Below are 14,179 nucleotides of genomic sequence, written 5' to 3'. Positions count from 1 at the left end.
ATAAAACTTGTTAAAAAGTCCTATAAAAAGATGAAAGAGACAGAGGATTTTTTCGATATTATTTATTTTCTGCATGGTAAGCATTCCTGGGGGCTATGTTACTTTGTGAATTTCCGCCGATATACAATTAATTTTAAGTGAAATAGCTATGCAGCTTCAGGGGGAGTTTTGCTGGTCAGCTCTGTTTCTCTACCTTATTGAACTATCATGAATATGCTGACTTAGAGGGTGATGAAAATAGTTACAATCAAAGATATAGCAAAGGTGACCGGTTTTTCTCCATCTACAATATCCCGAGTAATTGCTAATAACTCGAGGATAAGTGAAGAGACGAAACAAAAAGTTAGAGCAGTAATGGATGAATTAGGATATCACCCTAATCTGACTGCCAGAAATTTAGTTGTACAGTCGACAAAAACGATTGGCGTGATTATGCCGTCTTCAGCAGATAAGTCTTTGCAGAATCCATTCTTTACGGAAGTTTTAAGAGGGATAGGATCATATTTTCACCAAAAGCAATTTTCAATGCTTCTTTCGTCTGGGCAAACAGAGGAAGAAAAGTTTAAAGAAATCGAAAGAATGGTCCTGGGTAAATATGTTGACGGGATAATTTTACTTTATTCACGCTTGAATGATTCCGTAGTGGATTTTTTAAAGGAAAAGAATTTCCCTTTTGTTATGGTGGGAAAACCCTCAGAATATAAAGACGAAATAGTTCATGTAGACAATGATAATATAAAAGCGGGGAAAGATATTACTGAGCATTTGCTAGAAAATGGACATAAACGGATTTCGTTTATCGGAGGAGCCGCAGATCTGGTTGTAACCATCGACCGGCAAAAAGGCTATGAAACAGCATTAAAAGAAGCCGGCATTCCTGTATCAGAGGAGTATATCATCCATACAGAGTTTCTAAAGTCCGGCGGAAGGGAAGCTGTTGAACAAATTTTAGAACTTAAAGTAAAGCCGGATGCAATTGTTGTAAGCGATGACTTAATTAGTGTAGGAGTTATCAGCATGTTGGAGGAATATGGGCTGAAGGTTCCTGAACATATATCTTTAGTCAGCTTCAATAATATTTATTTCTCAGAAATTATACATCCTGCACTTACAACAGTGGATATCCAAATCTATCGGCTGGGGGTAGAATCAGCAAAAGCAATTATTCAAATTTGTACGAATCAGGTACTAAATGAAAAGCGGATTATTATTCCTCATTGTATCGCTTACCGGAACTCTGTTAAAGTAATAAAATGAAAAAATTGCTGGTAACCTGTTATCAGTAATTTTTCAGAAAGACTAATAGATTCTTTGGTTTTATGCAAACGTTTCCGTAAATATGATTAAAAATCAAAAGGTGTTCTAAATAGAATAAATCTTATAATCTTGCATAACAATAAAATGAGTGCTAATATTGAATCAAATTTTCATGCAAACGTTTGCTTTAGAGTGAAAGTAATTAAAAAGCTTTCATATAAGAACCTTTTTAATGAAAATTTTAAGGGGGGTTCAAATGGCAATAACTATTAAAGATGTAGCTAAAGCAGCGAATGTTGCCCCTTCTACCGTCTCCCGAGTAATTTCGGACAGCCGACATATCAGTGAAAAAACAAAAAAGAAGGTTCGGAAGGTGATGGATGAGCTTGGATATCATACCAATCTGAATGCTAGAGGTCTTGTTCAACAATCTACGAAGACATTAGGTGTTGTATTGAAGTATTCGGAAAGCGATGTATGGAAATTAGGAAATCTGTTTGTCTCAGAGGTTTTACAAGGAATAAGCGCACATTGCCATCAATATGGATACAGTATCATGATTACCACTGGAAGCACTGAGGATGAAATTTATGGTGATGTTGTCCGAATGGTACAAGGAAAACAAGTAGACGGAATGATTGTCCTGTATGCTAAAAAAAATGATAAAGTAGTTCCTTTCCTATTAGATAAAGCAATTCCTTTTTCTGTTGTCGGAAAACCATTAGAGAGAATGAATGAGATCATGTTCGTGGATAATGACAATATGCAGGCAGCTAAAGATGCTACTGATTTTTTAATCCAAAGAAATCATAGACAAATAGGTTTTATAGGAGATAATCCTACGTTTCAAGTAATTCAAGATCGTGTAGAAGGTTATTATAAAGCCTTTGAAGAACATGGCCTTCAAAGAGATGCAAGCTATGTGAAATTTGTACATACTCCAGAAGAGGAAGGAGCAGTAGTAGAAGAATTTTTAATAATGGAAGCGAAACCAACAGCGCTTGTAATATCTACCCCTCTTCAAGGAGTTGGTGTATTGAAGGCACTGCATAAAAGAGGAATTCGTGTACCTGATGAGATAAGCTTAATTGTTTTTAACAAAACATTGATAACAGAAATGTCTATACCTGTGCTGACAACCATAGACACAGAAGCATTTCAGCTCGGCTATGAAGCTTCAAAAGGAGTAATTGAATTAATTAATAATCCAAATACTTTTAAAAGGAGCGTAATTATCCCTACAAAAATTGAACCGGGAGAGTCTCATAGAAAATTAACCGAAGATAACAATTCTGTTATCGATGTAACGATAGAATAAAAGAAAAAAATAAGGAGTGTCACCAATGAATATAACAGTATGGAATGAAAATCGTCACGAAAAAACAAATGAAACAGTTGCTTCTATTTATCCGAAGGGGATTCATGGAGCTATTGCCGGTTTTTTAACAGAAGCGGGTCATGATGTAACCACGGCGACATTAGATGAGCCGGAGCATGGGTTGCCGGAGGATTTATTAGAGAAAACAGATGTACTGGTCTGGTGGGGCCATATGGCGCATGATGAAGTACAGGATGATATTGTAGAAAGAGTGAAGAAACGTGTGTTGGATGGCATGGGTTTAATTGTTCTTCATTCAGGACACTTCTCGAAAATCTTTAAATCTCTCATGGGTACCGGCTGCGATTTGAAATGGCGTGAATCGGATGACACAGAACGGGTTTGGAATGTAGACCCATCTCATCCAATTGCCAAAGGAATCGGTGAGTACTTTGAAATTGAAAAAGAAGAAATGTATGGAGAGCATTTTGATATTCCAGCACCGGATGAACTGGTTTTTGTCAGCTGGTTTACCGGCGGAGAAGTTTTCCGAAGTGGAGCTACCTTTAAACGCGGCAGAGGGAAAATATTCTATTTCCGCCCAGGTCATGAAACCTATCCAACCTATCATCAGGCAGAGGTTCAGCAGGTCATTAAAAATGCTGTAGAATGGGCTGAAAATCAAAATACACCGAAGCATACATACGGCAATTTTCAGCCGATTGAAAAATAAAACATTGTAGAGAGGAAGATAAGAGATGAGCTTAAAAGTAGCAGTTATCGGATGCGGCAGTATTGCAACACATCGGCATCTGCCTGAATATGCTGCGAATGAGAATGTAGAAATCACAGCGGTTTGTGACATTGTCGGCGAGCGGGCAGAAGAAGCAGCAGTAAAATATCATGCTAAAGCGTATACAGATTATAAAACACTGTTGAAAGAGGAGGACATCGATGCTGTCAGTGTTTGTCTGCCAAACTATTTACATGCTCCTGTCAGCATTGATGCACTGAATGCCGGTGCGCATGTACTTTGTGAAAAACCGATGGCAACTTCTCTGGAAGAAGCGGATAAAATGATTGAAGCAGCGGAACGGAACGGCAGGAAATTAATGATTGGGCATAATCAGCGTTTTGTTGCTTCACATCAAAAAGCCAAAGAGCTGATTGAATCTGGAGCGGTTGGAAAGGTTTACAGCTTCCGTACAGCATTTGGTCATGGCGGTCCAGAAGGCTGGAGTGCTGACGGAAAAGAGAGCTGGTTCTTTAAAAAGGACGAAGCATTTATCGGAGCAATGGGTGATCTGGGAGTACATAAAGCAGATTTAGCCCGGTATGTATTACAGGATGAGTTTGTAGAAGTAGGAGCATTTGTGGAAACAAGTGCAAAAGAAAATACGGATGTAGATGATAATGCAACGCTGATTCTTAAATCAGAAAAAGGCACAATTGGTACGTTGGCGGCAAGCTGGGCATATACGGCAAAAGAAGATAACTCAACAGTTATTTATGGAGAAAAAGCTACACTTCGTTTAGAAGATGATCCGACATATTCGCTGGTGGCTCAATATGCAAATGGAGAGACAGTAAAGTACGAGCTTGGTGCGATTCAGTCCAATGACGAAGGCGGGCAGACAACAACCCATGTTATTAATCATTTTGTGGAATCCATTCAAAATGACACTGTTCCGCTCATTAACGGGATAGAAGGCAAGAAATCTCTTGCCATTATTTTGGGTGCTTTAGAATCCGTCAAAACCAAAAGAATCTATTCATTGGAGAAGTGATTAAGTATGAAAAGGTTGAAGATGGGACTGATTGGTGCTGGGGGAATAGCGGAGAACCGTCATATTCCAGCCTATCAGTCATTAAATGAGGATGTAGAAATAACTGGCGTACAGGATGTTAATCTTGTCCGCGCCAAAGAAGTAGCAGAAAAATACGCTATTCCGCATGTGTATGAAGACTATCTGGAAATGTTAAAGCATGTTGATGCTGTAACGATTTGTACACCAAATAAATTTCACGAATCAATAGCAGTTGCAGCCTTGAACCAGGGCATTCACGTTTTATGCGAGAAACCGATGGCAATGAACGCGGCTGAAGGAAAACGGATGGTAGATGCTGCGGAAAAAAATAATCGTATATTAATGATTGGCTACCATTACAGATTTATGGATGCCGTTGCTTTGGCAAAGCAGTCCATGGCTGATGTAGGAAATCCTATTGTTACTCGTGTTCAGGCTTTACGTCAAAGAAAGGTTCCGGGCTGGGGAGTATTTATCAACAAACAGCTTCAGGGCGGAGGAAGTTTAATCGATTGGGGCTGTCATTTACTTGATACAGCACTCTGGCTTGTTTCTCCTTCCAAACCGGTGGAAGTCAATGCGCAGACCTATCAGCGCTTAAGCAAGCAGCCCAATCAGGTTAATGATTGGGGAAGTTATGATCATGAAGCCATTGACGTCGATGATCATGTGAGCGCTTATATACGCTTTGATGATCAGAGCACGTTGTTGTTTGAATGCTCATGGGCGGCAAATATAAAAGAAGATAAAACGCATGTCTCGATATCAGGAGAAAATGGTGGACTTAGCGTTTTTCCATTTGAACTTTATCAGCCTAAGCATAATCGAATGATGGAAACACATACGAATACAACAGAAGATCAACAGCAGGCCGGTCTTTTGCAGGCGAAGAATTTTATTGATGCCTGCTCAGGAAAAGCTCAATTAAGAAGCAGTCCGCAGGAAGCGCTGCAGGTAAGCAAAGTGATTGATGCAATTTATGAAAGCAGTAATCAGGGGAAAAGTGTTTTTATAAACTAAAGGAGGATGCTCAAAAAGTCCAATAAAAATGACACGGCGAATTTCTGCGTTGACGAGTTTTTTCCAATACTCACGTATTATAAAGCATACGCTCCGTTTGAAAAAAACTCGTCGCCTTGAACTTCTTGGTCCTATTTACCGGACTTTTTGAACATACATTTAAAGGAGGCGCTAATAATGAAACTGGGTGTATTTACTGTTTTATTTGCAGAAAAAAAGTTGGAAGACATGCTGGATTATGTGAAAGATGCCGGATTGGATGCTGTGGAAATCGGAACAGGTGGAAACCCTGGTACGGCACATTGTCAAATTGATGAGCTGCTGGAAAACAGCGAGAAGCGGAAGGAATTCAAGGATAAGGTGGAATCACGAGGGTTAACTATCAGTGCATTCAGCTGCCATGATAATCCTGTGTCACCGAATAAAGCACATGCCAAAGCCAGTCATGACGCATTTGTAAAAACAGTTCGTCTGGCAGAAATGATGGATGTTCCTGTTGTGAATACATTTTCTGGCACTCCAGGTTCAAATGAAGATTCCAAGTATCCCAATTGGCCGGTAACGCCATGGCCGACAGAGTACTCCGATATTTTAAAATGGCAATGGGAAGAAAAGCTGATTCCATATTGGAAGGAGCAGGGACAATTTGCAGAAGATCATGGTGTCAAGGTCGGGCTGGAGCTGCACGCCGGCTTCCTTGTCCATACACCATATACGCTGCTGAAGCTTCGTGAAGCAACTAATAATGCTATCGGGGCAAATCTTGATCCAAGTCACTTATGGTGGCAGGGAATTGATCCAGTTGCAGCTATTAAAATTTTAGGGAAAGCTGGAGCTATTCACCATTTTCATGCCAAAGACACATATATCGATCAGGATAATGTCAACATGTACGGGCTGACTGACATGCAGCCTTATGGAGAAGTACAGACAAGGGCCTGGAGCTTCCGTTCAGTAGGGTACGGTCACAGCATTCAGGAATGGTCCAATATTGTGAGTGCACTTCGAACATATGGTTATGATTATGTAATCAGCATCGAGCATGAAGATCCGATTATGTCTATAGAGGAAGGCTTTCAAGCGGCGGTGAAGAATTTAAAACAGGTAAATATAACAGAATCGCCAGCCACAATGTGGTGGGCTTAAGCTAAATTGAACTGGATTATATGCTCTGGGAACAAGAGTATATTTCCAGTTCCGTTATTTAAGAAAGGAAGTCAGCGTATGAAAAAAATATGGTGGAAAGAAGCAATAGCCTATCAAATTTATCCCAGAAGCTTTATGGATTCTAACGGGGACGGAATTGGCGATATACAAGGTATTATTTCAAAATTAGATTATTTAAAGGATTTAGGGATAGATGTTATTTGGGTCAGTCCTGTCTATCAATCTCCTAATGATGATAATGGCTATGATATAAGCGACTATCAGGCGATTGCAGAAGAATTTGGAACGATGGCAGACTTTGACGAATTGCTTGAAAAAGTACATCAAAAAGGTATGCGTCTGATTATGGACCTGGTTATTAATCATACTTCTGATGAGCACCCCTGGTTTGTTGAGTCTAAGTCATCCAAAGACAATCCATACCGCGATTATTATATTTGGCATCCCGGGAAGAAAAACGGGAAAGCACCGAATAATTGGGAGTCTATTTTTGGAGGTTCAGCATGGAAATATGATGAACAGACAAAAGAATACTTTATGCATATTTTTTCTGAAAAACAACCGGACTTAAATTGGGAAAATGAAGCAGTGCGCAAAGATTTATATAAAATGGTAAACTGGTGGCTGGATAAAGGGATTGACGGTTTTCGTGTCGATGCAATCTCGCATATAAAGAAGAAGCCCGGGTTTCCTGATTTACCTAACCCGAAAAAGAAAAAATATGTTCCTTCTTTCAAAGGACATATGAATCAGGATGGTATCCATGAATTTCTGCAGGAATTTAAAAAAGAAACGCTGGATCATTATGACATTATGGCAGTCGGAGAAGCCAATGGTGTGGAACTGTCACAGGCAGATGACTGGGTTGGTGAAAAGCATGGTGTATTTGATATGATTTTTCAATTTGATCACTTAAATCTTTGGGGGCGTGAAACAGGTGAAGGACTTGATTTAGAAGAATTGAAGGATGTATTCACCACTTGGCAGAAAGGACTGGAGAAAGTCGGATGGAACGCATTATTTTTAGAAAATCATGATCAGCCGCGCTCCGTTTCCAGCTGGGGAGATCCGGAGAATTATCATGCAGCCTCGGCAAAAGCCTTCGCTGTATTATATTTTATGATGCAGGGAACACCGTTTATTTACCAGGGCCAGGAAATCGGAATGACGAATGCTCCATTTGCATCAATTGAGGAATATGATGCCGTTGATGCGAAGAATTTTTATAAGGAGCAGCTGGAAAAAAGAGTGCCGGAAGATGAGATATTAGCGGCATTAGCGAAGACGAGCAGGGATCATTCACGTACTCCAATGCAGTGGAACGATAAAGCGAATGCCGGTTTTACAACAGGCACACCCTGGATGAAAGTGAGTCCAAATTATACATCCATCAATGTCGAAGAGCAGCAAAACCATGCCGATTCTATTTTGAACTTTTATAAACAGCTGATTGCATTAAGAAAACAAGAGCAGGGACTCATTTATGGGAATTACGATCTTGTGATAGAGAGCCATCCAGAGGTATATGCCTATACACGGACATATAAAGAAGAGAAGTGGCTTATCCTGGTAAATGTTTTTGGAAAAGAAACGGAATATGAATTACCGGAAAAATTAAAAGATAAATCATTGAAATTACTAATTAATAATTATGAAGAAGCTTCACTGGGGAAACTCAAACCTTATCAAGCTGTCATTTATCAGGTTAATTGATGAAAACAGGCTCGTGCAGATTGCACAGCCTGTTTTTTATTATATAGATTAATCATTTGTAAAATACTTGTCGATTAATAAGAAATTTACCTTGCAAGGGACTTCATAATTTATGAATTTTACCGATATTAAAAGTAGGTACAATGGAAAACGGGAGGATATATATGGATAAAACATCAGTCATAGGATTAATATTAGGGCTAATTGCTGTCGGTGTCGGGATGGTATTAAAAGGTGCACAATTAAGTGCATTGTTAGAGCCTGCAGCATTTCTTATCATTCTGCTGGGAACCGTAGCAGCAGTTACAATTGCTTTTCCGGGAAGTGTTTTAAAAAAAGTTCCGGCATTATTTAAAAAATTATTTTTTGAAGAGAGACAAACAGATTCTAAAGAGCTTATTGTTTTATTTATGGATTGGGCAGACCAAACTCGTAAAGAGGGTCTTCTTTCTTTAGAAAATCAAATGAGTGAAGTGAATGATTCCTTTCTTTCATCGGGCCTGCAATTAGCAATTGACGGGCAATCGCCCGATTTTATTAAGGATGTCATGATTGAAAAAATAGAAGCAATGGAGCAGCGGCATGAGGAAGGTGCTGCTATTTTCACGCAGGCCGGTACATATGCTCCGACACTGGGGGTACTTGGTGCTGTAATCGGATTGATCGCAGCGCTGTCTGATATGTCTGATATTGATGCTTTGGGACATGCTATTTCTGCAGCGTTTGTAGCTACATTGTTAGGGATTTTTACAGGCTATGTGCTATGGCATCCATTTGCGAATAAACTGCGTGAGAAGTCAAAAAGGGAAATAATGCAAAAAGAATTAATTGTGGAAGGCGTTTTGTCCATTACCACAGGCGATTCCAGATTAATTGTGCAGGAGAAATTGGGGTCTTTACTTTCATCTAAAGAGTTAGCAGAACTGCAGAAGAGGGATAGCGATGGCTAGAAGAAGGAGAAAGAAAAAGCAATCGCATATAAATGAGTCCTGGCTGCTTCCTTATTCTGATTTATTAACATTGTTAGTAGCATTATTTATTGTATTGTTTGCTTCAAGTGATATCAATGTAGAAAAATATTTCCAGATTGCCAACGTTTTTCGTGATGAGTTATCGGCTGGATCAGGTAAGGGCCTCTTAGATTATGATTCCGAACCGATTCCTCCAAGTATGAAAGAAGGCCGTGATGATGGCGATTATATGGAAGAGGGCGAGGATGACGAGGAAGGATTGAATGAAGAGGATATAGAAGGCCAAAGGGAGCTGATGAAGCTTCAGGGGATTCAGAGAGAAATCAATGATTATATTGAAGAAGCAGGTCTTACGAAAGAGTTTGGAACTGAGCTGACCGGAGAGGGGCTGCTGATTACGATGCGAAATGATATTCTGTTCGATTCGGGCAGCGCGGTGGTAAAACCGGAAGGAAGACAGGTAGCAGAGGATGTTTCCCAAATTCTGTATACGGAACCTCCTCATCAGGTTGTTATCAGCGGTCATGCCGATGATGTTCCTATTCACAATGCGGAATTTGATTCAAACTGGCAGCTCAGTGTGACCCGGGCTATGGATTTTATGCAGATTATTCTTGAAAATAACAATCTGGACCCGACCATGTTCAGCGTAAAAGGACATGGAGAATTTGATCCGGCTTATCCAAATGATACAGATGAAAACAGGGCAAGGAACCGGCGCGTAGAGGTATTGGTTTTACCTAATTATGAAATTAATGTACCAGATGAAACAGGGGAGCAATAGAATGTAGATAGAATAGAGGGGAATCATATGGATACGCAACAATATTTAGATATTTTCTTAGATGAAAGCCAGGAGCATTTACAGTCAATTAATGACTTTTTATTGAAATTGGAAGAAGACTCTTCTAATTTGGAGTATGTACATGAGATATTCCGCTCCGCACATACATTAAAAGGAATGGCTGCAACAATGGAGTATGAAGATATTGCCTCACTCACACATAAAATGGAAAATGTACTGGATCTGATTCGTAATGAGGAATTAGTGACGAATACTAAAATAATAGACACTTTATTTATTGCCATTGATGATTTGGAAGATATGGTTGACTCTATTCGAAATGGCGGAGATGGAAAGAAAGATGTCAGCGAGCATGTCAAAAAGCTGGAAGCGATTGAAAAAGGAGAAGAGATTTCAGAATCAGCTGCGGCAGTTGCAGTTGAAAAGTCTTCAGATACAGTCAATCATTTCAAGACTTCTGATTTAGACGAATTCCAGCTCACTGTTGTTCAGCAGGCAAAAGAACAAGGGATGGTTCCTTATGATTTAACAGTCACTTTTGAAGCAAGCTGTATTTTAAAAGGTGCACGAGCATTTATGGTTTTCGAAGTATTAGAGAATTTGGGAGAAATTATCCGTACTTTTCCAACTGTTGAAGAAATTGAAGAAGGGACATTTGATTCTGGATTTACTTTATTATTTCTGACAGATCAGGAGCCTGAAAAATTGATTGAAGCGGTCAAAAATATATCAGAAGTTGAAGCTGTTGAAGCACATGTTATTCAGACGGATGAAGAATCGTCAACTAATAATCAGAATCAAACAGAGAATACACAGGCAGATACTGTACAAACAGATGAAAAATCTGCTCAGGAAAAGGCAAATGAAGTACATGCAGAAGTGCCCGGGTCAAAGCCGCAAGCACCTCAAAAAAATAATACAGCACAAAATAACGGAAAGAAAACAGCTTCTAAAAATATTCGGGTAAATCTTGATAAAATTGATGACCTCTTAAATTTATTTGAAGAGGTTGTCATTGACAGAAGCCGTTTAGAAGTACTAGTTTCATCTATAGATAATAGTGATTTAAGGGAAACTGTCGAACATTTAAGCAGGGTAAGCTCTGATATGCAATCTTTGATCCTTGCAATGCGGATGGTTCCGATAGAACAGGTATTTAATCGTTTTCCAAGAATGATACGTCAATTATCCAAAGATTTGAATAAAAAAATTGCCTTGGAAATAAAGGGTGCTGAAACAGAAGTCGATCGTACAGTAATCGATGAAATTGGCGATCCGCTTGTCCATTTGATCCGTAACTCCTGTGATCATGGAATTGAGCATCCGGAAGAGCGTATTGCGAATAATAAACCGGAGGAAGGTAAGCTGATTCTGCGTGCTTTCCACAGCGGGAATTATGTTTTTGTGGAAATTGAAGACGATGGCGCAGGAATTAATAGAGAAAAAGTATCTCAAAAAGCGATTGAAAATAATATTATTACTCCACAGCAGGCTAAAGAATTAACGGATGACCAGGTTGCTGCGTTAATTATGAGCTCCGGCTTCAGTACAGCTGATACTATTTCCGATGTATCCGGGCGCGGTGTAGGATTAGATGTTGTAAAGAATAAAATAGAAGCTTTAGGCGGTAAAATTTCTGTGACAACAGCTTCAGGTAAAGGCAGTATTTTTTCTATCCAGCTTCCATTGACCCTATCGATTATTACAACAATGCTGGTGCATATTAAAAAAGAAACATTCGCAATTCCATTAACTTCCATTTTAGAAACAATTATGTTGCCTAAAGAGAAGATTATGGATGCACATGGTGCAGATGTAATTGATTATCGCGGTAAAATTATACCTGTCCTTTCTTTAGGAAAGGTGCTGCAAGTTCCTGATTGCGAGACAGAAGCAGATCGTTATTCTACCGTTATTATTAAAAAGGGTGAAAAGCTGATAGGATTGATCGTTGATGAATTGATTGGTCAGCAGGAGGTTGTACTAAAATCCCTTGGGAATTATCTTGGGGAAGTATTTGCTGTGTCAGGAGCAACCATCTTAGGTGATGGCGAGGTTGCACTCATTATTGATCCCAACGCATTAATTGATTAAATTAAAAAATCCCAAAAAGGAGATAAGGCAATGGATACAGATAAACATATCTTATTTAAATTAAAAGATCAGACTTTTGCTGTGCATGTACAACAAATTGTTTCAATAGAGCGCGAATTATCTTTAACAAAAGTTCCTCGTACACCTGATTTTATGATGGGTGTTACAGAAATGCGCGGGATTATGACACCAATGATCGATTTACGTGAAAGATTGAATCTTGGCGGTGTTGAAATAACTGACCAGACCAGAACGCTTGTTGTTCAAGTAGATGATATGCAAATTGGTATGCTGGTTGATCAGGCGACAGAGGTAAAGGATATTCCGGCTTCATTCATAAAACCTGCACCAAAGCTTGTAGGTGAAATAAAAGATACCTTTTTATTAGGGGTAGCTACAATTGATGATGAACTTATTTTATTATTAGATTTAGAGCAGATTATTCAATTTACCGAAAAAAATCAGCTTCAGGAAGTAATGGATGAATTGGATTAATCCTTAGTAAATAATCTTTTAAAGGATAACACTTAATTAGGAAGTATCTGATTAAGTGTTTTTCTTTGAGTAAAGAAAGAGTATTTCCTGGGAAATATTATAGAATAATTTGTTGAAATAGCTGATATTTTGGTGGGTGAACAATTTCTACAGGGCTGAGATGAAAAGAAATGACTCGTCTGGAAGCCAGGTGATTTTGTCTCAGTCTTTTTATGAGGAGAATTATCGTTTTAGTAGTAAAAGTTGGAGCATTTCTATTATACTTAAAGCAGGATAAAAGAGAAATGAGGAATGGATGATATGACAAAACCAATTAAGTTGATTGCCTTGGATATGGATGGAACATTATTAACTCCAGAACTTGAGGTATCAAAACGGAACAAAGAAGCAATCCAGGAAGCATTAAACCAAGGAATTCAAGTTATTTTAAGTACTGGACGGGGATTCCATGGCTGTTATCCATACGCAAAAGAATTAAATTTACAGACATTCTTGATTACCGCGAATGGTGGTGAGGTTTGGACGATTGAAAAAGAGTTACTCCGCCGGAAACTGCTTGCTAACAATATAGTGGAGAAGTTATATGCAGTAACAGAAGAGATAGGCATACGTAAATGGATGATTTCTACTGAAAAAGTATTTTATGATGATGAAATTGTAAATATACATGATTATCAATGGTTGAAATTTGGCTGTGCTTCGGAGGACCAAGGAAAATTAAATGAAGTTAAAAGAAGACTGGCTGGATTTAGCGGTCTGGAGTTAACGAATTCTTTGCCGACAAACATTGAAATTAATCCCGAAGGAGTAAGCAAAGCAAACGCATTAGATTTTCTTTGTGAGCGTACGGGTATCTCCATGAAAGAAGTTATGGCAGTTGGCGATAGCTTGAATGATGTAAAAATGATTCAAGAGGCAGCTGTTGGTATTGCTATGGGCAATGCTCAAGAAAAGATAAAAGAGGTTGCAGATGCAATTACCTCCAGTAATACGGAAGATGGAGTCGGAAAAGCAATTGAAAAATTTGCATTGAGGTAATCAATAGGAAGAGCAGTTAAAAGTTTAGATAATAAAAAAGGAATCGGACAGTTTTAATCATTCTGTCCGATTTTTTAGCATTTTTTTAACAGTAGGAACAAATTTATATAACTCAACATTCGCACCTAAAAAATTACTTTCATATCATAGTCATAGCTGTTGATCATTACTTCCATCTATCCTCTTGACAGAACATAAAAAGCCGCTGCGGCGGACCGTTTTGCTTTTCTAGGGGCATACTCTTCAGCTAACTTTGCCAAGAAGAGCACTTGGCAAAAGTGGATCTTCAGATGATGCTAAATTGCCCAATCAACCATTTGAAACACTAAAATGATCTTTTCATCAAGTAAAAAGCAATTATTTCATCCAACTCCATCAGGATATGATTTCTTTGATTCGCTGTAGAAGCCTAATTGAGCGCAGACCAACCACGCAGACTCCTATGGGAACAGGGCGATCTGAAGATCCACTTGAAAAGCGGTTTTCTTTTCAA

Annotated in this window: 12 protein-coding genes; all 12 read left to right on the top strand. The window is 38.8% G+C overall.

Annotated features, from left to right (window positions below):
- Positions 1-237: 237 nt before the first annotated feature.
- The gene (locus IEX29_RS00635; protein WP_188733029.1) at positions 238-1,257 is read left to right on the top strand and encodes a LacI family DNA-binding transcriptional regulator; all 1,020 of its coding nucleotides are present in this window, start codon (positions 238-240) and stop codon (positions 1,255-1,257) included.
- A 256-nt stretch (positions 1,258-1,513) separates the two neighbouring features.
- A complete protein-coding gene (locus IEX29_RS00630; protein WP_188732592.1) occupies positions 1,514-2,575 on the top strand; it encodes a LacI family DNA-binding transcriptional regulator in 1,062 nt (353 codons plus the stop codon).
- 25 nt (positions 2,576-2,600) lie between these two features.
- Positions 2,601-3,308 (top strand): ThuA domain-containing protein, encoded by a 708-nt coding sequence (locus IEX29_RS00625; RefSeq protein WP_188732591.1) that lies wholly within the window; start codon positions 2,601-2,603, stop codon positions 3,306-3,308.
- Between the two features lie 25 nt (positions 3,309-3,333).
- Positions 3,334-4,362: a Gfo/Idh/MocA family protein gene (locus IEX29_RS00620; protein ID WP_188732590.1), complete on the top strand. Its 1,029-nt coding sequence runs from the start codon at positions 3,334-3,336 to the stop codon at positions 4,360-4,362.
- A 6-nt stretch (positions 4,363-4,368) separates the two neighbouring features.
- Positions 4,369-5,403: a Gfo/Idh/MocA family protein gene (locus IEX29_RS00615; RefSeq protein ID WP_188732589.1), complete on the top strand. Its 1,035-nt coding sequence runs from the start codon at positions 4,369-4,371 to the stop codon at positions 5,401-5,403.
- Between the two features lie 177 nt (positions 5,404-5,580).
- Positions 5,581-6,549: a sugar phosphate isomerase/epimerase family protein gene (locus IEX29_RS00610; RefSeq protein ID WP_188732588.1), complete on the top strand. Its 969-nt coding sequence runs from the start codon at positions 5,581-5,583 to the stop codon at positions 6,547-6,549.
- A gap of 78 nt (positions 6,550-6,627) precedes the next feature.
- Complete coding sequence (locus IEX29_RS00605; RefSeq protein ID WP_188732587.1) at positions 6,628-8,283, top strand: glycoside hydrolase family 13 protein; 1,656 nt, start codon at positions 6,628-6,630, stop codon at positions 8,281-8,283.
- A 164-nt stretch (positions 8,284-8,447) separates the two neighbouring features.
- Positions 8,448-9,233 carry a flagellar motor stator protein MotA gene (motA, locus tag IEX29_RS00600; RefSeq protein ID WP_188732586.1) on the top strand — a complete coding sequence of 262 codons (786 nt, stop codon included), beginning with the start codon at positions 8,448-8,450 and terminating at the stop codon, positions 9,231-9,233.
- On the top strand, positions 9,226-10,038 hold the full coding sequence (motB, locus tag IEX29_RS00595; RefSeq protein ID WP_188732585.1) for a flagellar motor protein MotB: 813 nt from the start codon (positions 9,226-9,228) through the stop codon (positions 10,036-10,038). Before motA ends, motB begins: the two co-directional genes overlap by 8 nt.
- A 27-nt stretch (positions 10,039-10,065) precedes the next feature.
- Positions 10,066-12,153 (top strand): chemotaxis protein CheA, encoded by a 2,088-nt coding sequence (locus IEX29_RS00590; protein WP_188732584.1) that lies wholly within the window; start codon positions 10,066-10,068, stop codon positions 12,151-12,153.
- A gap of 30 nt (positions 12,154-12,183) precedes the next feature.
- On the top strand, positions 12,184-12,648 hold the full coding sequence (locus IEX29_RS00585) for a chemotaxis protein CheW (RefSeq protein ID WP_188732583.1): 465 nt from the start codon (positions 12,184-12,186) through the stop codon (positions 12,646-12,648).
- A 291-nt stretch (positions 12,649-12,939) separates the two neighbouring features.
- Positions 12,940-13,686, top strand: a complete 747-nt coding sequence (locus IEX29_RS00580) for a Cof-type HAD-IIB family hydrolase (protein ID WP_229720032.1) — start codon at positions 12,940-12,942, stop codon at positions 13,684-13,686.
- Positions 13,687-14,179 lie beyond the last annotated feature (493 nt).

Origin of the sequence: Oceanobacillus neutriphilus, from assembly GCF_014645515.1 — a bacterium.
Classification (GTDB): domain Bacteria; phylum Bacillota; class Bacilli; order Bacillales; family Amphibacillaceae; genus Oceanobacillus; species Oceanobacillus neutriphilus.
The sequence above is the reverse complement of the archived record's forward strand: the minus strand, read 5'-3'. Positions and strand labels throughout refer to the sequence as shown.

Coding starts and splice junctions, on each gene's coding strand:
- IEX29_RS00585 (WP_188732583.1), top strand. CDS start 12,184: ATGGATACAGATAAACATATCTTATTTAAATTAAAAGATCAGACTTTT.
- IEX29_RS00610 (WP_188732588.1), top strand. CDS start 5,581: ATGAAACTGGGTGTATTTACTGTTTTATTTGCAGAAAAAAAGTTGGAA.
- motA (WP_188732586.1), top strand. CDS start 8,448: ATGGATAAAACATCAGTCATAGGATTAATATTAGGGCTAATTGCTGTC.
- IEX29_RS00620 (WP_188732590.1), top strand. CDS start 3,334: ATGAGCTTAAAAGTAGCAGTTATCGGATGCGGCAGTATTGCAACACAT.
- IEX29_RS00625 (WP_188732591.1), top strand. CDS start 2,601: ATGAATATAACAGTATGGAATGAAAATCGTCACGAAAAAACAAATGAA.
- IEX29_RS00580 (WP_229720032.1), top strand. CDS start 12,940: ATGGATGATATGACAAAACCAATTAAGTTGATTGCCTTGGATATGGAT.
- IEX29_RS00630 (WP_188732592.1), top strand. CDS start 1,514: ATGGCAATAACTATTAAAGATGTAGCTAAAGCAGCGAATGTTGCCCCT.
- IEX29_RS00590 (WP_188732584.1), top strand. CDS start 10,066: ATGGATACGCAACAATATTTAGATATTTTCTTAGATGAAAGCCAGGAG.
- motB (WP_188732585.1), top strand. CDS start 9,226: ATGGCTAGAAGAAGGAGAAAGAAAAAGCAATCGCATATAAATGAGTCC.
- IEX29_RS00605 (WP_188732587.1), top strand. CDS start 6,628: ATGAAAAAAATATGGTGGAAAGAAGCAATAGCCTATCAAATTTATCCC.
- IEX29_RS00615 (WP_188732589.1), top strand. CDS start 4,369: ATGAAAAGGTTGAAGATGGGACTGATTGGTGCTGGGGGAATAGCGGAG.